The sequence below is a fragment of the Mycobacterium sp. 23 genome, from assembly GCF_048287075.1.
GTDB lineage: Bacteria > Actinomycetota > Actinomycetes > Mycobacteriales > Mycobacteriaceae > Mycobacterium > Mycobacterium gordonae_B.
In genome coordinates, this window is record NZ_JBLVUX010000005.1 from 3,323,956 (window position 1) to 3,344,801 (window position 20,846).

Annotated in this window: 18 protein-coding genes; 11 read left to right on the forward strand and 7 right to left on the reverse strand. The window is 65.1% G+C overall.

Annotated features, from left to right (window positions below):
- Positions 1-16: 16 nt before the first annotated feature.
- From ACNQS7_RS16720 to ACNQS7_RS16730, 3 genes are all read left to right on the forward strand, one after another.
- Positions 17-1,306, forward strand: a complete 1,290-nt coding sequence (locus tag ACNQS7_RS16720) for a pyridoxal phosphate-dependent aminotransferase (protein ID WP_055578243.1) — start codon at positions 17-19, stop codon at positions 1,304-1,306.
- Positions 1,307-1,453: 147 nt separating this feature from the next.
- Positions 1,454-2,908, forward strand: a complete 1,455-nt coding sequence (locus ACNQS7_RS16725; protein ID WP_418013402.1) for a PE family protein — start codon at positions 1,454-1,456, stop codon at positions 2,906-2,908.
- A 124-nt stretch (positions 2,909-3,032) separates the two neighbouring features.
- Positions 3,033-4,304 carry a PE family protein gene (locus ACNQS7_RS16730; RefSeq protein WP_418013403.1) on the forward strand — a complete coding sequence of 424 codons (1,272 nt, stop codon included), beginning with the start codon at positions 3,033-3,035 and terminating at the stop codon, positions 4,302-4,304.
- Positions 4,305-4,399: 95 nt separating this feature from the next.
- Here the strand turns inward: ACNQS7_RS16730 and rfbA are convergent, their stop codons facing one another.
- From rfbA to ACNQS7_RS16745, 3 genes are read right to left on the reverse strand one after another with little or no spacing between them, the layout of a single operon-like run.
- Positions 4,400-5,266, reverse strand: a complete 867-nt coding sequence (gene rfbA / locus ACNQS7_RS16735) for a glucose-1-phosphate thymidylyltransferase RfbA (RefSeq protein WP_418013404.1) — start codon at positions 5,264-5,266, stop codon at positions 4,400-4,402.
- 16 nt (positions 5,267-5,282) lie between these two features.
- Positions 5,283-5,657 (reverse strand): nuclear transport factor 2 family protein, encoded by a 375-nt coding sequence (locus ACNQS7_RS16740; RefSeq protein ID WP_055578239.1) that lies wholly within the window; start codon positions 5,655-5,657, stop codon positions 5,283-5,285.
- Positions 5,658-5,668: 11 nt separating this feature from the next.
- The gene (locus ACNQS7_RS16745; RefSeq protein WP_418013406.1) at positions 5,669-6,424 is read right to left on the reverse strand and encodes a maleylpyruvate isomerase family mycothiol-dependent enzyme; all 756 of its coding nucleotides are present in this window, start codon (positions 6,422-6,424) and stop codon (positions 5,669-5,671) included.
- Positions 6,425-6,570: 146 nt separating this feature from the next.
- Here ACNQS7_RS16745 and ACNQS7_RS16750 point away from each other — a divergent pair, with 146 nt between their 5' ends.
- Positions 6,571-8,541 carry a PE domain-containing protein gene (locus ACNQS7_RS16750; RefSeq protein ID WP_418013407.1) on the forward strand — a complete coding sequence of 657 codons (1,971 nt, stop codon included), beginning with the start codon at positions 6,571-6,573 and terminating at the stop codon, positions 8,539-8,541.
- Between the two features lie 10 nt (positions 8,542-8,551).
- On the opposite strand, the gene ACNQS7_RS16755 is transcribed toward ACNQS7_RS16750, so the two are convergent.
- Both ACNQS7_RS16755 and ACNQS7_RS16760 read right to left on the reverse strand, forming a co-directional pair.
- Entirely contained in the window at positions 8,552-8,977 is a 426-nt protein-coding gene (locus ACNQS7_RS16755) for a tautomerase family protein (protein WP_418013408.1), read from the reverse strand.
- A gap of 8 nt (positions 8,978-8,985) precedes the next feature.
- Positions 8,986-9,687, reverse strand: coding sequence for an SDR family oxidoreductase (locus tag ACNQS7_RS16760; protein WP_418013409.1), 702 nt, complete (start codon positions 9,685-9,687; stop codon positions 8,986-8,988).
- Positions 9,688-9,784: 97 nt separating this feature from the next.
- Here ACNQS7_RS16760 and ACNQS7_RS16765 point away from each other — a divergent pair, with 97 nt between their 5' ends.
- Both ACNQS7_RS16765 and ACNQS7_RS16770 read left to right on the forward strand, forming a co-directional pair.
- Positions 9,785-10,270, forward strand: a complete 486-nt coding sequence (locus tag ACNQS7_RS16765; RefSeq protein ID WP_418013410.1) for a winged helix-turn-helix transcriptional regulator — start codon at positions 9,785-9,787, stop codon at positions 10,268-10,270.
- Positions 10,271-10,424: 154 nt separating this feature from the next.
- The gene (locus ACNQS7_RS16770; RefSeq protein WP_418013411.1) at positions 10,425-12,398 is read left to right on the forward strand and encodes a PE domain-containing protein; all 1,974 of its coding nucleotides are present in this window, start codon (positions 10,425-10,427) and stop codon (positions 12,396-12,398) included.
- Between the two features lie 81 nt (positions 12,399-12,479).
- Here the strand turns inward: ACNQS7_RS16770 and ACNQS7_RS16775 are convergent, their stop codons facing one another.
- Positions 12,480-13,106 carry a ribonuclease T2 family protein gene (locus ACNQS7_RS16775; RefSeq protein ID WP_418016026.1) on the reverse strand — a complete coding sequence of 209 codons (627 nt, stop codon included), beginning with the start codon at positions 13,104-13,106 and terminating at the stop codon, positions 12,480-12,482.
- Between ACNQS7_RS16775 and ACNQS7_RS16780 the strand changes: the two genes are divergently transcribed.
- From ACNQS7_RS16780 to ACNQS7_RS16800, 5 genes are all read left to right on the forward strand, one after another.
- Complete coding sequence (locus ACNQS7_RS16780; protein WP_418016264.1) at positions 13,024-13,308, forward strand: hypothetical protein; 285 nt, start codon at positions 13,024-13,026, stop codon at positions 13,306-13,308. The genes ACNQS7_RS16775 and ACNQS7_RS16780 overlap by 83 nt on opposite strands.
- 112 nt (positions 13,309-13,420) lie before the next feature.
- Entirely contained in the window at positions 13,421-15,532 is a 2,112-nt protein-coding gene (locus ACNQS7_RS16785; protein ID WP_418013412.1) for a hypothetical protein, read from the forward strand.
- The gene (locus ACNQS7_RS16790) at positions 15,522-16,856 is read left to right on the forward strand and encodes a hypothetical protein (protein WP_418013413.1); all 1,335 of its coding nucleotides are present in this window, start codon (positions 15,522-15,524) and stop codon (positions 16,854-16,856) included. The genes ACNQS7_RS16785 and ACNQS7_RS16790 overlap by 11 nt, the downstream gene beginning before the upstream one ends.
- 225 nt (positions 16,857-17,081) lie before the next feature.
- Complete coding sequence (locus ACNQS7_RS16795; RefSeq protein WP_418013414.1) at positions 17,082-17,705, forward strand: TetR/AcrR family transcriptional regulator; 624 nt, start codon at positions 17,082-17,084, stop codon at positions 17,703-17,705.
- Between the two features lie 39 nt (positions 17,706-17,744).
- Positions 17,745-19,514, forward strand: coding sequence for an N-acyl-D-amino-acid deacylase family protein (locus ACNQS7_RS16800; protein WP_418013415.1), 1,770 nt, complete (start codon positions 17,745-17,747; stop codon positions 19,512-19,514).
- Here ACNQS7_RS16800 and ACNQS7_RS16805 read toward each other — a convergent pair.
- Positions 19,504-20,835 (reverse strand): UDP-glucose dehydrogenase family protein, encoded by a 1,332-nt coding sequence (locus ACNQS7_RS16805; protein ID WP_418013416.1) that lies wholly within the window; start codon positions 20,833-20,835, stop codon positions 19,504-19,506. The two genes, ACNQS7_RS16800 and ACNQS7_RS16805, sit on opposite strands and share 11 nt — an antisense overlap.
- Positions 20,836-20,846: the final 11 nt, after the last annotated feature.

Genomic DNA, 20,846 nt, shown 5'->3' on the forward strand with positions numbered 1-20,846 from the left:
CGATCAGCAAATTTCGGTGGACAGCGATGGGACCATGGTTGACGTGACCACTCATCAACTGCCCGCGCACACCTCCGGCCATCACCGGCAGCGTGTATTCGCGCAGTCGTCCAAGCTGCAGGACGTTCTGTACGAGATCCGCGGGCCGGTACACCAGCACGCCGCGCGGCTGGAGGCCGAGGGACACCGCATCCTCAAGCTCAACATCGGTAACCCGGCGCCGTTCGGCTTCGAGGCACCCGACGTAATCATGCGCGACATGATCCAGGCGCTGCCCTATGCGCAGGGGTACTCCGACTCCAAGGGAATCCTGCCGGCGCGCCGCGCGGTGGTGACCCGCTACGAACTCGTCGACGGCTTCCCCCGGTTCGACGTCGACGACGTCTATCTGGGCAACGGCGTTTCCGAGCTGATCACGATGACGCTGCAGGCCCTGCTCGACAACGGCGACCAGGTGTTGATTCCCGCGCCGGACTACCCGCTGTGGACGGCGTCGACCTCGCTGGCCGGTGGCACGCCGGTGCACTATCTGTGCGACGAAACCCAGGGCTGGGAGCCCGATATCGCCGACCTCGAGTCCAAGATCACTGAGCGCACCAAGGCGCTGGTGGTGATCAATCCGAACAACCCGACCGGGGCGGTATACAGCCGCGAAATCCTCACGCAGATGGTCGCTCTGGCGCGCAAGCATCAACTGCTGCTGCTCGCCGACGAAATCTACGACAAGATCCTCTACGACGACGCCAAGCACATCAGCGTGGCGTCCCTGGCACCCGACATGCTGTGCCTGACGTTCAACGGTCTGTCGAAGGCCTACCGGGTCGCCGGATACCGGGCCGGTTGGCTGGCGATCACCGGCCCCAAGGACCATGCCGGCAGCTTCATCGAGGGGATCAGCCTGCTGGCCAACATGCGCCTATGCCCGAATGTGCCTGCGCAGCACGCGATTCAGGTCGCGCTCGGCGGACATCAGAGCATCGAGGACCTGGTGCTGCCCGGCGGCCGCCTACTCGAACAGCGCGACGTCGCGTGGAACAAACTCAACGAGATTCCGGGCGTCTCGTGCACCAAGCCGGAAGGCGCGCTGTATGCCTTCCCGCGGCTGGACCCCGAGGTCTACGACATCGCCGACGACGAACAACTCGTCCTCGACCTGCTGCTGCAGGAGAAGATCCTCGTTACCCAGGGAACCGGATTCAACTGGCCCGAACCGGATCACCTGCGTATCGTCACGTTGCCGTGGGCACGCGATCTGGCCAAGGCCATCGAGCGGCTCGGCAACTTCCTTGCCGGCTACCGGCAGTAACGGCCGCCGGATTTAAGAGCCTGACAACCTTTAAAATTCCCGCCGCATCGTGACCGCGATGGAATTACGATGCGAATCCGCACTTCGTGGTAATTCGGTCAATGCCAACCGGTACCACCAGTTGCGACAACCTATCGGGAGGTTGACGTGTCGTTTCTCAATGTCGCACCAGAGTTGCTGTCCGCGGCGGCATCCGACGTGGCGGGCATCGGGTCGGTGCTCACCGAAGCCAACGCCGCCGCAGCAATTCCCACCACTTCGGTACTCGCGGCCGGTGCCGACGAGATATCTGTGGCTATTTCGGCGATGTTCGGCCTGCACGGGCAGGCCTACCAGGTCCTCAGCGCACAAGCGGCGTCATTTCACGCCCAATTCATGCAGCTGTTGAGCGGCAACGCCGACGCATACGCCGGCGCTGAAGCCGCCAACGCGCAGGCGGCCGCGCTGGACTTTGTGAACTCACCCATCCAGGCGCTCACCGGGCGCCCGCTGATCGGCAACGGCGCCAACGCACCAGCAGGGTCGGGACTCAATGGTTCGCCAGGCGGCTGGTTGCTCGGCGACGGCGGGGCCGGAGGGTCCGGCGCCTCCGGACCCACCGGCCAGCAGGGCGGTAACGGTGGTGCTGCGGGACTGTTCGGTAATGGCGGCTCAGGCGGTTCCGGCGGTTCCGCTTCTGCCGGCAGCGGTGCCGTCGGCGGTGCCGGCGGGGCCGGGGGCCTGTTGTTCGGCAACGGTGGCGCCGGCGGCGCCGGCGGCAGCGGAACGAACGGCGGCGGCGGCGGCAACGGCGGGATCGGTGGCAACGGCGGAACACTTTTCGGCGCCGGTGGGGTCGGCGGTAGCGGCGGCAGCGGGGCGGCCAGCGCCGGAGCGGGGGGCAATGGCGGAGCGGGTGGTTTCTTCGGCGGTGGTGGAGGCACCGGCGGTTCCGGTGGCACCAGCACCAACGGACCGGGCGGGGCAGGCGGCAACGGCGGCTCTGGCGGGACACTCTTCGGTGACGGCGGCACCGGCGGCGTCGGCGGCACGGGCCAGCTCCAGGGCGGGGTCGGCGGTGCCGGCGGCAACGGCGGGTTGATCTCGGGCGACGGCGGGGCCGGCGGCGCCGGCGGGGCCGGTCAGATGCCCTTCGCTCTCCTGTCCACGACAGGCGGTAATGGAGGGCACGGCGGAACCGGCGGCTTGTTCGGCAACGGCGGTGCCGGCGGCGTTGGTGGTGCCGGTTACACGGCGCTCGCCAACAGCTCTGCCACCGGTGGAAATGGCGGAACCGGCGGCGACGCCGGAGCGCTGTTCGGTACCGGCGGAGTGGGTGGAACCGGCGGCGCCGGGTTCAACGGCAATGGCGGGGGCGATGGGGGCAACGGCGGGAACGGCGGAAAGGGCGGCGCAATCGGGGACGGAGGTGCCGGTGGCGCCGGTGGCGGCGCCGGACCGAACGGTGTCACTGGCGGCAACGGAGGCAACGGTGGCAACGCCGTGCTGATCGGTAACGGCGGCAACGCCGGCAATGTCGGTAAGTCCGGCGCCGGCGCCCCAGGTAATCCCGGCGACGGCGGAATCCTGCTCGGCCAGCCCGGGAACGTCGGATCATTCTGAGTTCCGCTCTGGAAAACCTGTCTAAAGGCGCCACCCAGTAGGGGCGAAATGCCCTAGCTCCCACGACCCCCTCGCGCGACGCTCGTATTCCCTGCGTCGATGACGACCTGGTCGGGAGGAAGCGATGTCGTATGTGGTGGTGCCACCGGAGATGGTGGCAGCGGCGGCAACAGATCTGGCGAATATCGGTTCGGTACTCAGCGAGGCCAATGCCGCAGCGGCTGCCCCGACGATCGGGGTGCTGGCAGCGGGCGCCGACGACGTGTCCGCGGCCATCGCAGCGCTTTTCACGGCGCACGGCCAGGCCTATCAGGCATTGAGCGCGCAGGCCGCGGCGTTCCAGGCCCAGTTCGAGGCCACCCTGACGGCGGGCGCGAACGCGTATGCCAGCGCTGAGGCCGCTGCCGCAGCACCGCTGCAGCCCCTCCTCGACCTCATCAACGCGCCCACCCAGGCGCTGTTCGGGCGGCCGCTGATCGGCAACGGCGCCAACGGGGCCCCGGGTACCGGGGCAAACGGCGGCGACGGCGGCATCCTGATCGGTAACGGCGGGGCCGGAGGGTCCGGCGGACCTGGCCAAAACGGCGGCAATGGCGGTGGTGCCGGGCTGTTCGGCACTGGCGGCGCCGGCGGCGCCGGCGGAATCGGCAGGACGACGGGCGGCGCCGGCGGAGTCGGGGGATGGCTGTGGGGTACCGGGGGTACCGGGGGAGCCGGCGGTATGGCATTGGCGGGGGTTGGCGGAAACGGCGGTATGGGCGGGACCAGTGGGTTGTTCTCCTTCTCCAGCGGCGGCACCGGCGGCCCCGGCGGGTACGGCGTCACCGCCGGCGGGAACGGCGGCGACGGGGGTAATTCCGGACTATTCGGCATCGCCGGGGCGGGCGGCACCGGCGGGCCCACGACCACGGGCGTAGGCGGCTTCGGCGGGAACGGCGGCACCGGGCTGTTCAACAACGGCGGGGCCGGGGGCACCGGCGGTTTCAGCACCAGCAACGTCGGCGGGGGTGGCGGAATAGGCGGACTGGGATTGCTCTCCAACGGCGGAGCCGGCGGGACTGGCGGCGACAGCGTCACCGGCACCGGCGGAGTCGGCGGGGTAGGTGGTGGCGGCTTGTACAACGGCGGACCGGGCGGGGCCGGGGGGACCGGCGTGACGGGTGGGACCGGCGAAAGGGGCGGCAACAGCGGATTCTTCGGCAACGGCGGTAACGGCGGAGCCGGCGGCACCGGCACGGTGACGGGCGGCAATGGCGGTTATGGCGGCGCCGCCGGACTGTTCGGCGACGGCGGCAATGGCGGCAATGGCGGGGCCGGCCCTACGAAGGGTAGCCCTAACGTCGGCGGCCCCGGCGGCGTGCTGTTGGGCTCGAACGGGTTGAACGGCTTGGCCTAGCCAACTGGCCTCGCATGCGATCGCCGGCCATCGCGACTTGGCGCTCAACCACTGACGGCGATGGCCGTTGGCCGGCCAGCCCTGAAAGGGCTAAATCACCTGCGCTCCAACAAATCCAGCAGATAGTTCCCGTACCCGGACTTGATCAGGCTCTGCCCGCGTTGCGCGAGCTGCTGGTCGTCTATCCAGCCCAACCGCCACGCCACTTCCTCGGGAACGCTGACCTTCAGTCCCTGCCGAAGTTCCAGTGTGCGAACGAAATCCGCTGCGTCGAGCAAAGAATCGAACGTTCCGGTGTCCAGCCACGCGGTGCCACGGGCCAGCACCTCGACGGCCAGCCGGCCGCGGTTCAGGTAGATCTGATTGACCTCCGTGATCTCATATTCGCCGCGGGGCGATTTCTTCAGGCCCTTGGCGATCTCGACCACGTCGTTGTCGTAGAAGTACAAACCCGGGACCGCATACTGGGACTTGGGGGTGGCCGGCTTCTCCTCCAGCGACACCGCCATGCCACCCGCGTCGAATTCGACCACACCGTAGGCTGACGGGTTGGCCACCCAGTAGGCGAAAACCGCTCCGCCGCTTATGGTTTGGAAACGGCTCAGGCTGGTGCCCAGCCCCGGCCCGTAGAAGATGTTGTCCCCCAACACCAATGCCACCGAATCGCTGCCGATGTGGTCGGCGCCCACCACGAATGCCTGAGCCAGGCCGTCGGGTCGTTCCTGCACCGCGTAGGTCAAATTGATGCCGAATTGCGTTCCGTCGCCCAGGAGTCGGTGAAATCCGGGCGCGTCGTGGGGCGTGGTGATCATCAAGATGTCACGGATGCCGGCCATCATCAGGGTGGTCAGCGGGTAATAGATCATCGGCTTGTCGTAGACCGGCAGCAACTGCTTGCTGATGCCCATCGTGATCGGATACAGACGGGTTCCCGAACCGCCCGCCAGGATGATCCCGCGCATAACTGACTCCTCAGCCTCAGTCGACCCGGTCGTTTTCGGTGAGTTCGGTCGCCGCCAACGCCGACGCCAGGTCCGCGTGCCGGAACACCGAAGTGACGTGGTCGTGGACCACCCGGAAGGCCGACGCGGTCGTCGATGCGTTGAAGGGCTTGTTGCGATCGCTGATCTGCTGTTCGACGACCACGATGCCGTCGTGCACATACATCCGGCCCAGCTCTGCCCTCGCCGTCAGCGAACTGACCCACCGGCGCAGCGCGTCGTGCCCCTGCACGGCTCCGTGGGCGTCACCGATCTCGATGTCGTCACTGGACAGAGCGACCAAGGTGTCGATGTCGACGCTGTTCAGAGCGTCGTGCCAAGCGAGGACGGTGGCGATCTCGGATGTGGTCATGAGGTGCAAGTCTAGAGAGGTGTGCGGTCCAGCCATCTCTGCCATACGGCTTGGTCACCGAAAACGGCGATGCCCGTGGCGGCGAGCGGGACGCGGCGTGTCATCGCCAGCAGGAGTTCGGTGGCCCCACCGCGCAGCGCGACGGTGCCCTTGCCGTGTTCGTGCGACCACGTGACGACGACGTCGTCGACAGCGACCGTCCACTCGCCGGCCTCGCCCAACCCGGGATCGGTGGCGTGCAGGTGCAGAGTGTCGCCGCCCTCCAACGGGAGCGCCGCTCCGTCCTTTCCGGCCTGGAGCACGATGCGTTCCAGGAATTCGTCGATCCCGTCGGCCGCGGCCTCCGCGTCGAGGGTGACTTCGGCGCCGACGGCGAGGGCTGCATCGGCTCGATGAATGGCGTTCTCATGGAGGCGGCGCCGGATCCACCACGCGGCGGGCCGGGGTCCCAGGAACGTCCAGACCGGGGTGTCGGCGCCGGTCACTTCGACCGCGTCGACGAGTAGCTGCGCGCCGACGTTGAGCCATTCAATTGCGTCGTTGAGATCCGGGGGTGGCTTGCCGTCTTCGACGCTGCGGAAATCGAGGAAGCTGTCCATGCGGTCGCGCACGATCTGCGCGGCCCAGCGGTCGCCGCGTCCGACGTGCCGGAACAACTGATCGAGGGTCCAGCCCGGGCAGGTCGGCACCGGCGTCGACTGATCGGCGCCGCGGATCAACTCCCCTAGAGCCCGGGTCTCCGCAAGGTAGCTAGCCGTGTAATCCACGGAGGATGACGCTACTCGCGTAGACGGTAGACAGCGAAAGCGTTTGCTCTGAGTTCCCTTAGATACATCAGCATGTGCGGCAGATCGCTGTACATTGTGGGCTCCGCCAACCCGTGAGGGCCGATAAGTAGTTAGCGAGGACCAACATGTCAAATCTGTTCGTCGCACCGGAATTGATAGCCACTGCCGCGGCAGATGCGGCTGGCATCAACTTGTCGTTGAAGGCGGCGAACCTGGCGGCGCTGGCTCCGACGAGCAGGCTGGCGGCTGCCGCTGGTGATGAGGTGTCGGCAGCGATTTCCTTGCTGTTCTCCGGCTTTGCGCGGGAATACCAGTCGCTCGGTGCGCAGGTGGCGGCGTTGCAGGATCAGTTTGCGCAAGCGCTGCGTGCCGCGGGCGGGGCATATGCGGTCGCCGAGGCGGCCAACGTCGGCCCGCTGCAGGCCGTGGCCGACAACGTCCTGGGTGCGATCAATGCACCCACGAACCTCCTGTTGGGGCGTCCGCTGATCGGCGACGGGTTCAACGGCGTGTCCGGCACGGGGCAAGCCGGCGGGGACGGCGGGATCCTGTGGGGCAATGGCGGCCGGGGCGCGTCAGCCGGGCTGGGTCAAACCGGCGGACGCGGTGGCAATGCCGGGCTGATCGGTAACGGCGGAGTCGGTGGCGACGGCGGTATCCGCGGCGGCGCCGGCGGCGTAGGCGGTTCCGGCGGGTTGTTATGGGGCAGTGGCGGGCTCGGCGGCACAGGCGGAGTCGGTGGCGGCACTATCGCTGCCGGGCCCGGTGGGATCGGCGGTCGCTCTTGGTCGCTGTTCGGCACCCCCGGGGCGACCGGCAACACCGGGGTCTACTACCCAGACGTGAATTTCGCGACGCCGGAAGAGGCCGCTCTGCTCTTGCTGAGCACGCCAGATGCGAATTTCCTGCTGATCGGCACGGACGGCACAAATCTGAGCAGGATCCTGGCCGATCCCATCGGCACACCGAACTTCCACGCGTTGATGACGCAAAGCGTTACCTCGGCGTCGACGATCGTCGGGCACACCACCATCTCGAACCCGTCATGGACGACGATTCAGACCGGTGTGTGGGGCGAAACGGCGGGCGTGGCTAACAATGTCTTCACCCCTTGGACGTATGACGACTGGCCCACCGTGTACAACCAACTCGAGGCCACCTACGGCAACCAGGTCAACACCACCGTCATCGCCGACTGGAACGTCATCACCGACATCGCCGGTGCCGGCTCGCACCCCGCCGACAACATCCACTTTGTCCCACAGGTCGCCGGCGACACCGATTGGTTGGCGACGTCGAACTTGGTCGGCGAGAAGGCCCAAGCCGCGATCATGGCCGCTGACCCAACCAAAGGCAATCTCATCTTCTCGTACTTCACGGGTCCCGACATCAACGCGCACGCGTACGGCGGCGATTCGCCCCAGTACGCGCTGGCGCTTCGGAACATGGACGCCAACCTCGGTTCCCAAACACTCAACGGTGGCGGCATGTTGGGAGCGGTTTACGACTGGGAGGCCATGTACGGCGAGGAATTCTCCGTTCTTGTGGTTACCGACCACGGTCAGGTAGGGCCCGCCCAGTTGGGGGGCATCACCCACGGCTTCCAATCTCCGTTAGAGACAGCCTCATTCCTGATCTGGGACCAGGCCGGTAATGACATGTACGACGGGTATATCAATAACTCGTACCAAATCGTGAGCACGACGCCAACGATCATGGATCAGTTCGACATTCCACCGCTGCCGTATATGCAGGGTGCACCCCTGACGTCCCCCGTATTCGCCGGAACCTACGTTGATCCGGGAGCCAACCTGTTCACCGCACTCAGTGCCGATTTCGCCGCACAGGGTTATCCCGATCCGCTGATCAATGCGAACCTGACATCGCGCACACTGGTGGCCTCGATTCCTTATCTGGCATACGAGCCGATAGCCAACATCGTCCACTCGGTGCCCAGCTTCCTGCAGGTACCGGTCTCATGGATCGGTGCCGGTGTCTATCAATCGCTCAACATCCCGGCACAGATCTGGGTGCGGCTAACCGGCGTGACCGGCAACGAGATCATCCCACCGATCCTCAATCCATTCCTCACCTAACCGTCAACCGTCAGTACGGTGAAGCGGCATTGGCTTGCGCCCAAGCCTTTTCAGCGTCAGAGCCGCTGGGCGGTGGCACCAGACCGTTGATCATCCAGAGTTCCTCGCTGGTCTCATCGACGTGAAACTCCCAGTGCAGACCGGGCTTCGCCGCGGCGAGCGGGGTCAGGATGGAGTTGATCCACTGGGTGATCCGCTGACGATCACCCGTGCCGCGCGAATGCCGGGCGATGTGATCGATGACGATACGGACACCGACCTGAGTCGGCTCCCCACCGACGTAGAAGTCCTCGGTCCTGGTCTCTTTGAACACCGCGATCACGTAGAACCGGGGCAACCCGGCTTTCTCGTAGTGGTCGGTGATCCGGGTGGCCAATTCGTGTTTATCCTCGTCGGTGAAGACACCTGGCGTATGGTGAATCGTCCAGAGCGGCATGATGATTCCTAACGCGCCAGGCTGAAGGCCAGGTTCTCCACAGGGCCCGAGAGCGCGCCTTTGACGTTGACCGTGACGTCGTCGACCAGGACCTCGACGGCGCCGGCCTCCAACCCGTCCACGATGCGTTTGGCCACCTCGGCCGGCGTCGTCTTCTGCATCGGGATGTCTGCAACCATGTCGGTGTCGATGAATCCGGCATGCACGCCGACCACCTGGGTGTTCTGCGATGCCAATTCGAGGCGCAGCGAGTTCGTCACCGACCAGACCGCGGCTTTGGATGCGCCGTACGCTCCACTGCCGGCAAGCCAGGACAGCACCGAATGGACGTTGACCACCGCGCCACCGCCATTGGCCGCCAGAATCGGGGCGAACGCCCGGACCACCCGCAAGGGCCCGAACACGTTGATGTCAAACGTTTCCGTGACGTCGTCGAAGCTGCCCGTCAGCAGTGAACCGGGGAGGAGGATGCCGGCGTTGTTGATCACGATGTCGGCGTCACCGACCGCGCGGGCCAGGGCAGCAACCGAATCGGTGTCGCGGACCTCGAGTTCGCGGGTGACCACCTGCGGGCGGTCATCGGTAAATGCGCTTCGCGCCGTCGAGTAGACCTTGCGAGCCCCGCGCGCGAGCACCTCGTCGACCAGTGCCGCACCGAGCCCACGCCGGCCTCCTGTCACCACAACCACCTTGTCGGCTACTGCAACCATCTCGCACTTCCTTCCGATCGTCTGACTAACGTTTTCGTTACTTAGATAGAAGCACGCTATCCTGGATAACGCAATCGTTAGTTATGTGAGGTGCGCCATGGAGTTCGAGAAGAAGCTGCGCGACCGTGACAAGTGGTCGGTCGGCGACGGGTGCCCGATGGCGAAAACACTCGACCTGCTGAGCACCAAGACCACTTTTCTAGTCCTCCGCGAATGCTTCTACGGCACAACACGGTTCGAGGACTTCGTAGCGAGGATCGGCGCCTCGGCGCCGGCCGTGTCGCGGGCGGTGAAGCAGTTGGAAGCCGCCGGGATCATCGAACGGGTGCCCTATCAGGAACCGGGCCGACGCGCCCGCGACGAGTACCACCTGACCCCGGCAGGCAAGGAACTGCTGCCGGTGCTCCTGTCACTGGCGCAGTGGGGAGACAAACACCTACAGGGCGGCCGGGGTCCGCTGCGGTTCGTCGATGCCGAAACCGGTCGGCCCCTTGGTGTGCGAGTCACCGATGAATACGGCGCTATGGCAATGGATTCCGATGACATTGAGATTCGAGTCAACTCCGCGGCCAGAAGGCGGTAGCACACCGGGTCAGAGTTAGCGGGAGTGTCCACAGCTGGAATTTGCGGGCCGACAGTGGGCTGCGGTCGCCACTGGGAAATGCCGCAATCGCGTAGAGTGTGGGCTCCGTCACGTCTTTCGATGCGCCAAGAAGCTATCGGGTGGGAGGACCACCATGTCCTATCTCGTCGCGGCAACTGAGTGGTTGGCAGCCGCCGCGGCGGATACGGCGGGCATCAGCTCCTCCCTGCGGGCGGCGGACATGGCGGCGTTGGGTCCGACCAGCACGCTGGCAGCCGCGGCCGGCGATGAGGTGTCGGCGTCGATTGCCTCGCTGTTTTCCGGCTACGCTCGGGACTACCAGGCGCTCGGCGCACAGATCGCGGCGTTGCAGGAACAGTTTGCACACACGATGTGCGCAGCGGCCGGCGCCTACGGGCTCGCCGAGGTGGCCAATGCCAGGCCACTGCAGGCCGTGCCCGGCAACGTCCTTGATGCGATCAATGCGCCCACGAACTTGTTGTTGGGTCGCCCGCTGATCGGCGACGGGTTCAACGGCACCCCCGGCACCGGGCAAGCGGGTGGTGACGGCGGGATCCTGTGGGGCAACGGCGGCACGGGTGCCTCCGGTGGCCTGGGTCAGGCAGGAGGCCGCGGCGGTAATGCCGGATTGATTGGCAACGGTGGCGTCGGCGGCACCGGCGGTATCCGGGGCGGGGCAGGCGGCACCGGCGGCATGGGCGGGTCGTTCTGGGGCAGCGGCGGAGCGGGCGGCACAGGTGGTGTCGGCGGCGGCGCCATCGCCGCCGGGCCCGGCGGGATCGGCGGCCGGGCATGGTCCTTGTTCGGTGCGCCGGGCTCGACCGGCAACCCCGGGATGTACTACCCGAACGTGATGTTCGCCTCGCCGGAAGAGGCCGCCCTGCTGCTGCTGGCCACACCGAACGCGAACTTCCTGCTGATCGGCACCGACGGCACCAACCTGGCCAAGATCCTGGCCGATCCCCTGGGGACCCCGAACTTCCACGCGTTAATGCAGCGGAGCGTCACCTCGGCGTCGACGATCATCGGACACACCAGCTTCTCCAACCCCTCGTGGACGACCATTCAGACCGGCGTGTGGGGCGAAACAGCCGGCGTGAGCAACAACGTTTTCACTCCCTGGACGTATGACGACTGGCCGACCGTCTATAACCAGCTCGAGGCCGCCTATGGCGACGAAGTCGTCACCACGGTCATTGCCAATGGCACCGGGGGCATAGCCGAGATCGCCGGCGCCGGACCGCATCCCGCCGACCACATCGAATTCGTTCCGCAGGTTCCAGGCGACACGGACTGGCTCGCGACGCAGGACCTCGTCGGCCAGAAGACCCGGACCGCCATCTCGCTGGCCGACCCGGACAAGGGCAATCTCATTTTCTCGTACTTCGCAGGTGTCGATCACGTAGGACATGAATATGGTGGCGACTCGCCGCAGTACGCGCTGGCTCTTCGGAACCTGGACGCCAATCTTGGTTCCCAAACCGACGGCGGTGGCGGCTTATTGGGAGCGGTATGGGCCTGGGAGAACGCAAATCCCACCGAAGAATGGACCACCCTCGTCGTCACTGACCACGGTCACATCGGGCCCGACCAGTTCGGCCGCGGTCACGGCTTCCAATCACCGAGCGAGACAGCAACATTCCTCATCTTCGATCAAGCCGGCAACGATGCGCGGGACGGGTTCATCAATAACTCGTGGCAGATCGTCAGTACGACGCCCACGATCATGGATGCATTCGCCATTCCGCCGCTGCCCTACATGCAGGGCGCACCCCTGACGTCCCCCGCCTTCGAAGGCGCCTACGTCGATCCCGGGGTCAACTTGTTCAGCGCGCTCGTCGCCGACTTCGCCGCACAGGGTTTCCCCGATCCTCTGACCGATGCGACTCTCGTGTCGCGGACCATCGCAACATCGATTCCCTATCTGGCATACGAGCCGATAGCCAATATCGTCCACTCGGTGCCCAGTTTCCTGCAGGTGCCGGTCTCATGGATCGGTGCCGGCGTCTATCAATCGCTCAACATCCCCGCGCAGATCTGGGTCCGGCTCACCGGAGTGACCGGCAACAAAATCATCCCCCCGATTCTTAATCCATTCCTTCCCTAGCTGATTCGCCCTTGTGTCGAGCCTCGGGCGTCAAGCGCTAGCAGTCGGCGATCCCGGGTGCACAGTTCGCGCTGCTCCAATTCATGGCACGCGTCCAGACCGACAGCCGGCGGGTATGGTCGGCCCTTTGCCCAGCGCGTCCCTCAGCGTCACCGTCCGGCCATCGTGTCCAAGTTCGGTGACCGGCGGAAACGACAGACGGACCTCGTAAACTACGAGTCCTTCCCGATCAGCGCTGCGACATTTCAAACCAACACGAGTGCCCGCCCCCCGGCCGAATTCGGCATCGACGCGATCACGTACCACCCCGGCAGATAAATGCCCGCCCGCAGCCGCCTCGAACACCGGATCGAGGGTTTTCCTGACCTGTTCGGTGAGCGATATGGCGTTGCCGAAATAAGCAGCCGGCGTGACACCTGAACACGTTCCATGCCGGTACCACTCGTGTGGGGCTACGGTCGTGGCGTCCGACATTATCGATTGCAATTGCATTTGAACGTCCTCAGGCAGAGTCAGCGTGGGCGAATTGTCAGCGGGCTCTCCACCGGGACGCCCAGCGACACGTCCTGGCACGCCGCAAAATTGCTCGCTAGCCGGCTGCGGCCAAAGTCCGTGGAGAATCAACGTGCGCCCCATCTTGCTGACGTGCCCGTTTGCGCAGCCCGGACTGGACGACGACACCTTGCAAAGACTGGGCGCCCACGTCATCACCAGCAGGCTCGAGGTGCTAGTTCCGGGGTCGTTCACCGACGAACCGGGCGAGCGATCGGCGGCCACAAACCTGAAAACGATGACCGCGGCGACCACCGCCGCCAATCCGGCCGATACGGAAATTACGGCTACGTCGCCCCGCTTCATGCTGCAATCTTCTCAAGAAGGCTTGACGTCAGACACGGGCGATCCGGCCTGATGCAATGCGCAAAACGGCTCACCACAATCATGGGGCGCAGTTATGGACGGCAGAAAGGTCTGAAAATCACCATTTGCATGAACTGGCCCAAAGGTCCCGCCCGGGTTCCCGCGTGTTCGTGAAACTCCGTCCGACAGCTCGGGCAAACGGCATCGACCGTTGGTTCGACCGGACGGCACGCCGGCAAAACCACACCGTTTCTCTTTTCGCGAGCCTTCTCACCGGCACGATCTTCGCGTACTTCCGCTACCGTCTGCGTTACGCGCTGCTGCTCGATACGGCGCGATTCCTCGTCCACGCCGTCGAGTTCCTGATCCTTCTCGCCAGCCTCGGCAGGCTCGCCGCGTTCACTGTCGTCATCCTGCGCGTCGGCAGCCTGATCGTCAGCGGCGGGTGGTGGGGGCTCCTTGAGATCATGCGGGAGCGGCTCAGAGCGTTCTCCCAGTCCGGAGAGCGGGACGCAGCCGAGCGCGAGATCGGCAGCTGGGTCGTCCTCTCGATGATCGCGGCATCGGCCTTGACAATCGTTGGCGGCATCGCACTGGCGGTTCAGCTACCGTCCGGACACGATCCGGTCGGACTTTTCTATGCCTTCCTGATCATCGTGGAAACTGCGGTGCGCTTGACGGTCCGGGTGCTGCATTCCGGCATATACGCCACGCGCCGAATTTACCGACCTTTCTGGTCGTTGCTCGCGCCGACTGTCGTGCAGCTGGTGGTGCTCAGTACCGGCTTCTATTGGTACCCGACCGCGGCAATCATCATCGCGATCGTCACGTCAAATGCGATTGGTATTTGGATCACCGTTCACTACACGCTCAGAATTTATCGGCTGATGGGCCTTTGGCCGAAATCCGGCGCGGCTCGGGAAGGTTTCCGCGCCCTGCCGCGGATACCGCCCTGGCTAGCGTTGAAGACAACCACGGCGGGACTCGGTCTACGTCTCGACGCCTTGGTCGTCCTCACCGTACTGGGCATATACCGGACCGACGCCCGGGCCCTCGACCTGACTGCGGGCGTGCCGGCCTGGCGACATGTCGACACCGTGCAATTCTTCTATTTGATCCTGCCATTGTTCCGTGGCGCATACGAGGGCACCGGCCTCTTCTATTTCGACTTCGCCCGGCTACGGCACATCCCGGCGCTCCGCGACTTTCAACTCGCCTTTTTTCGTAAACTGTTATTGACAACGCCTTTTATCTCTTTTTACTTCTGGTCACTCGCGGCTGCGGTCGGACTAATTGTTCTGCATGACATACCAGTCAGCTTCGTGGTGGCCCTCCTGCCCCTCTTCGTCATTCGTGGCGTCGTCGGCATATACCAGATCCGCTTATTTGCCGAGGGCTATTTCGGAACGCTCATCGCAACCGTCGCGCTGTGGGCGGCGTTGCTGGGGCTTGTCTGGCTGGACCCGCACCCGGTCTCCGACTTCCTTGAGGTAATGGCCGCCATGGTCACGGTTCTCGTCGTCCTCCTCAACCTGCAGCACCTTCGGGACCGCCGCGCCCCACCGCTTCCCACCCTGCTTGCGTTGGGCGACTGGATGCGGGAACTCGGCCACGAGCCGGGACCACTGCTTGTCGGCAAGATCACGATCCCCGAGTGGATCCCGGCGAAACAAAGATCCGCTGCGGTCAAGCTGATGCAGGAAACATTTGATGGCCGGGGATACTGTGCGTTCCGGTCACCGACGACCCTTTTTTATTACCAACGAGATCCCTACGGCGACAGTGAATCCCACCCTCATTTGGCGCTCCAGGCGGCCACTGGCGGCGCAGCAAACCGCGGGAAATCTTTACAGGCGCCGATCATCGGCGGACGAGACGCGCTGAACCGGCTCCGCGTCGACGAATGGATACCGACCCTGGATCAAACGGTACCGGACAGCCCACAGAGCCTGACGTTGAAATTTCGCACACTTTTCACCGACGGAATTGTCTTCGACCTGGAAACGCTGGAGGGAACACAGGACATGCGCAGACTTGAAACGGGACTGCTGGCGAGGGCATTACCAGCCGCGGTAAATTGCCTCGAAGACGGTGTGAGCGTTGTCGCGCTGTCAGGGCACTTTCTCACTCCGGTCTTTCACCGGGGAAAATTGCGCTTGCTGTTCGTGCTGCCGCACGATCCCGAAGCTGCACTTTTCGAAAGCTGGCTGCAAATCGTCAAGGACTGGTATCTCCGCCGGGCAAACGCAGATACCGCGGGGTGCCGTGATAGCTGAACCGGTCGACATCGAGAAGCAACTGGCGGAGCCGAAAACATATGACGACGCCATCATGCGGATTTTCGCCAAGAGACGCGAGCGTGGTTTGGCGTTCAGCGAGGCGGGCTGGGGTGTCACATATTTCAGCACTGCAACCGAGCGCCGGGCGCTTTCGAGGGCGATAGCCCGCAGTGTCGCCAGCGGCGAATACCGTCCGCAACCCGTGGACCTTCGTTTCCGCGAATACAACGGTAAGTGTCGCGCGGTCCATCTACCAGCCTTCATCGACCACGTAGTCGGCTCGGCACTCTTCCAGCTTCTTTCTCACAACGCGCGCTGCCATGGCCTCCCAGGCGTTTATTCCTACCTGCCCGGCTTGACAAATGTTGCAGCCGCGCGGGCACTTGCCGGTTTTGTTCGTGCTCATCGCAAGCGGGTGGGGGTGAAGGGTCCGCCCCTTTTTGTCCTCCAGTCAGATTTCGAACACTACGGCGATGATTTGCCCGTCGGCCCCGGCGCGGCGCTGTGGCGAATCCTGCGAGAAGTCGCAACACTGGGAAATCCTGCCGGTGAACTAGGGGCGGAAGTCTGGGATCTGATCACATCGCTGGCTCGTCCCGTAGTACGGGATCGGGACGGCACCGAGTTCACCCGGCTGTACGGCACCGCGATGGGAACCCCGCTGGTACCAATCATCGGGAATTTGGCGGTCATACCCATGGACGCCGCAATCGTGGCGATTGACGGAATTTTCTACGCGCGTTACAACGATGACTTCATCGTGGCCCATCCGGACCTCGCCGCACTTCACGAGGCAGATGCACGGATTGATGCACTGCTCGGCGACTTGGGAGTCAAGCGAAAGCCCACAAAAGAATTCCGCACCGCCCTCGGCGGAAATGGGCTCTCCTGCGCAGCGGATCCCACCTACCGCGGGCGCGACCGCATCGACTGTCTCGGACTGTCGGTCAGCCATTCCGGTACGATGACCCTGGCGCCAAATCGACTGAGCCGCTTCGTCAGACGCATTGCCACCCGGATCGATGCCGCCTCGTCTGCCCTGGCGCCGTTGCCGGTCAGCGAGCGAGCGCGTCATCTCGTGCTGGCCACCAACGTCATGCTGGACGCTACAAGCCCGTTCGCGGTTCCCGGCCTGCCCGGTCTCCTTCAGACGACAACCGATCGGGGGGTCCTCAAAGACCTGGACTTCCGCATCGCACGAAAGATCGTGCAAGTCGCCACCGAACGGCCGGGGGTGCGCGGATTTCATGTGCTGCCGCCGGCGGTCCTGCGGCGCGACATGGGCTTGGTATCACTGGTCCACCTGCGGAATTTGCGGTGACAGCCGCGAGGTGATTAGTTCTTCCCGAGGGCGCGGACCCCGCCTTCGGGCGGTCGTTTCGAGGGACCACAGAGGTCGAGGCTTTCGGTCCCTCATTGTTGTGTTTTTTCCCGCGCCCTCTTTTTTTGCTTTCAACCACCAACCTCGGGGCCGGTGACCGCAGCCGCTCTCTCCGGCCCACAACGGATTCGGTGGAAGCCTCGCTCAGACCGTAACCTCTCAGCCATGCGCACCCACGGGTGGAGCGGCGCGAGGCCCGCGACCGATGACGAGGCGATCGAACGCATCCTCGACGCTGCCAGCGAGGCGATCGAGCAACGCGGCGACATGCGGATTGCCGATGTGGCGCGAACGCTGGGCGTCTCCCGGCAAACGGTCTACAACTACTTCCCGGGTACCAACACCCTCATCGAGGCCGCGGCCACCCGTTCCGGCCTGCGGTTCTGCGAAATCCTCTCGAGACACCTCGCCGGGATCACCGACCCGGTCGAGGCGCTGGTGGAGAGCCTGGCGTTCACCCTGGAATGGCTGCCCAGCGACAAGCACATCCAGTTGATGCTGCTGCGCGACTTCACGAAGGCGTCAGCGGGGATCACCTCGGACATCGGGATCAAGTTCAGCCACGGAATCCTGGCCGGCTTGGACGTCGACTGGACCAAGTTGAATCTCGCCGACGCAGACCTCGACGACCTCGCCGAGTACACGTTGCGGATCCTGCAGTCCTTCACCATCGACCCCGGCCGGCCGCCGCGCACCGGCGAAGTGCTGCGCGGCTACCTGCGCCGCTGGATCGCACCGGTGCTGACCGCGGAGATCGCCCACAAGGGGTCAGCCGCCGCCACGAATTGACGAATTCGGTAAGCTGTCCAGTCGAGTGAGGTGGTCGCATTGACTTTCGACGCAGTGGTCGTCAACGGCCGGTGGTTCGACGGCAGTGGAGGGCCGTCGGCGATCCGCAACATCGGGATACGGGACGGCCGCGTGGCCGCCGTGTCCTCCGCCCCCCTGGAAGGCTGCCCGAAGGTCATCGACGCCGAGGGCAAATGGGTGATGCCGGGCATCATCGACATTCATACCCACTACGACGCCGAGGTGCTGGCCGCACCGGCGCTGTCGGAATCCGTACGCCACGGTGTCACCACCATCGTGATGGGCTCGTGCTCTCTGTCGACCGTGCATGTGAACGCGGGCGAAGCCGCCGACCTGTTCGGGCGGGTGGAGGCGATCCCGCATGAGCATGTGGTCCGCATCGTCGGCGAGCACAAGTCGTGGACGAACCCGCAGGAGTACATCGACGCCCTGGAATCGCTGCCGCTCGGCCCCAACGTGACGGCCTTCATAGGCCACTCCGACATGCGCACGTCGGTGATGGGCCTGGATCGGGCCACCCGCAAGGACGTCAAGCCCACCGCCGCCGAACAGGCGCGGATGGAGCAGATGCTGGACGAGGCGCTGGACGCCGGATTCCTCGGAATGTCCTCGCAGCAACTGCTTTTCGACAAGATCGACGGGGACACCTGCCGGTCCCGCACGCTGCCGTCCACCTACGCGAAAGGCCGCGAACTGCGGCGGCTGAAGTCGTTGTTGCGGCGCACCGGTCGCGTCCTGCAGTCCGGTCCCGACATCAGTCACCCGCAGAACATCGTCTCCCAGGCACTGCAGTCGCTGGGGATCCGCCGGCGTCACCTGAAGACCAGCCTGCTGGCGGCCGCGGACATGAAGTCGGCGCCGGGAACCATCTGGTTGACCAGCGGGTTGGCCGCCCTGGTGAATCGACTTGGTGGCGACTTCCGCTTCCAGCACCTTCCGGTGCCCTTCGAGGTGTACGCCGACGGGATCGACCTGGTCGTCTTCGAGGAATTCGGCGCCGGGGCAGCCGCACTGCACCTCAAGGACGAGGTCGAGCGCAACGAACTCATGCGCGACGAAGAGTACCGCAGGCAGTTCCGCAAGGACTACGACACCAAGTTCGGGCCGCGCGCCTGGCACCGGGACTTCTTCGACGCGGAGATCGTCTCCTGCCCCGACGAGTCGGTGGTCGGCAAATCATTCGGGCAGGTCGGCGTGGAACGCGGTGGCCTGCACCCGGTCGACGCCTTCCTGGACCTGGTGTTAGAACACGGCACCAAGATCCGCTGGCGCACAACGATTTCGAATCACCGTCCTAAGATGCTGCGCCGGCTGGCCCAGATGCACGGCCTGCAGGTCGGGTTCTCCGACGCCGGGGCACACCTGCGCAACATGGCCTTCTACAACAGTGGGCTACGACTGCTGCGGCATGTGCGCGACGCTCAGCGCGAGGGCCGGCCGTTCCTGTCGGTCGAGCAGGCGGTGCACCGACTGACCGGTGAATTGGCCGACTGGTACGGCCTGGATGCCGGTCACCTGCGGGTCGGTGACTGGGCCGACCTGGTGGTCATCGACCCGGAACGCCTCGACGACTCGCTGGACGCCTATCACGAGGCCAAAATCGATGCCTACGATGGTCTTTCGCGAATGGTGAACCGGAACGACGACACCGTCGAAGCCGTCTTCGTGTCGGGCCGAGAGGTATTCCGGCATGGCCGGCCCACCGACATTCTCGGACGTGAACGCACCGGCGGCTTCCTGCGCGCCGACGGCCGCCCGCGCAACGTGCCGCAGCCCGTCACCGCGTAGGGCGCCGCGCTCCCAGCCGGAACACCCGCCAGCCCGCCCTCTCCCAGCGGGCCACATCCAGGCAGTTGCGGCCGTCCACGACGACGCGGGCGCGCACCCGATCCGCGAGGTCGTCGGGGTCGAGGTCGACGAATTCCCGCCACTCGGTGAGCACCAGCACGGCATCCGCGCGCTCGCATGCCTCTTCTACCGAAACCGCGTAGGTCAACGTGGGGAACAGCCGGTTGGCGTTGTCGAGCGCCTTGGGGTCGTAGACGTTGACGGCGGCTCCGTTGAGTTGCAACTGGCCGGCGACGTTGAGGGCGGGAGAATCCCGCACGTCGTCGGACTCCGGCTTGAATGCCGCGCCGAGCACCGCGATGTTGGCGCCGAGCAGGGATCCGCCGCAGGCCGCGGTGGCCAGTTCGACCATCCGGGTCCGGCGCCGCATGTTGATGCTGTCGACTTCACGCAGGAAGGTCAGCGCCTGGTCGGCGCCCAGCTCCCCCGCCCGTGCCATGAACGCGCGGATGTCCTTCGGCAGGCAACCGCCACCGAAACCCAAACCGGCATTGAGACATTGCCGTCCGATACGTGGGTCGTACCCGAGCGCGTCGGCCAGCACGCTGACGTCGGCGCCTGCGGCCTCACACACTTCGGAAATCGCGTTGATGAACGAGATCTTGGTCGCCAGAAAGGCATTGGCGGAGACCTTGACCAGTTCGGCCGTCTGCAGGTCGGTCACCAGGAAGGGCACCCCGGAGCTCAGCAGCGGCTCGTACAGCTCGCGCACCACAGCCTCGGCGCGGGTGGAATCATGTTGCACCCCAAGCACAATGCGGTCCGGGTGCAGCGTGTCGTGGACGGCATAGCCTTCACGGAGGAACTCCGGGTTCCAGGCGATCTCCACATCCACTCCGTCGGGGGCCAGCGCCGAGGCCCGCTGGCTCAGTTCGGCCGCGGTGCCCACCGGCACCGTCGACTTGCCCACGAGGACAGATGATCTGGTCAACCGCGGCACCAGCGCGTCGATCACCGCGTGCACGTGCCGTATGTCGGCGCCGTATTCGCCCCTCTTCTGCGGAGTGCCGACTCCCAGGAAATGCACGTCGGCGAACTCGGCCGCCATGTCGTAGTCGGTGGTGAAATGCAGTCGGCCCGCAGCAAGGTTGGCAGTCAACAACTTTCGCAGACCAGGCTCATAGAACGGGATGTCACCACCAGCCAGCTTGGCGACCTTACCCGGGTCGATATCAACCCCGACGACCTCGTGTCCCAGTTCTGCCATTCCGACAGCGTGGGTGGCACCGAGATAGCCGGTACCGAATACGGTGCATCGCATACCACCGTGTG

Excerpts from the sequence above, each read along its gene's own strand:
- ACNQS7_RS16730 (WP_418013403.1), top strand. The coding sequence starts at position 3,033 with ATGTCGTATGTGGTGGTGCCACCGGAGATGGTGGCAGCGGCGGCAACA.
- ACNQS7_RS16765 (WP_418013410.1), top strand. The coding sequence starts at position 9,785 with ATGGAGTTCGAGAAGAAGCTGCGCGACCGTGACAAGTGGTCGGTCGGC.
- ACNQS7_RS16750 (WP_418013407.1), top strand. The coding sequence starts at position 6,571 with ATGTCAAATCTGTTCGTCGCACCGGAATTGATAGCCACTGCCGCGGCA.
- ACNQS7_RS16795 (WP_418013414.1), top strand. The coding sequence starts at position 17,082 with ATGCGCACCCACGGGTGGAGCGGCGCGAGGCCCGCGACCGATGACGAG.
- ACNQS7_RS16760 (WP_418013409.1), bottom strand. The coding sequence starts at position 9,687 with ATGGTTGCAGTAGCCGACAAGGTGGTTGTGGTGACAGGAGGCCGGCGT.
- ACNQS7_RS16805 (WP_418013416.1), bottom strand. The coding sequence starts at position 20,835 with ATGCGATGCACCGTATTCGGTACCGGCTATCTCGGTGCCACCCACGCT.
- ACNQS7_RS16770 (WP_418013411.1), top strand. The coding sequence starts at position 10,425 with ATGTCCTATCTCGTCGCGGCAACTGAGTGGTTGGCAGCCGCCGCGGCG.
- rfbA (WP_418013404.1), bottom strand. The coding sequence starts at position 5,266 with ATGCGCGGGATCATCCTGGCGGGCGGTTCGGGAACCCGTCTGTATCCG.
- ACNQS7_RS16775 (WP_418016026.1), bottom strand. The coding sequence starts at position 13,106 with ATGACGTGGGCGCCCAGTCTTTGCAAGGTGTCGTCGTCCAGTCCGGGC.
- ACNQS7_RS16740 (WP_055578239.1), bottom strand. The coding sequence starts at position 5,657 with ATGACCACATCCGAGATCGCCACCGTCCTCGCTTGGCACGACGCTCTG.
- ACNQS7_RS16755 (WP_418013408.1), bottom strand. The coding sequence starts at position 8,977 with ATGCCGCTCTGGACGATTCACCATACGCCAGGTGTCTTCACCGACGAG.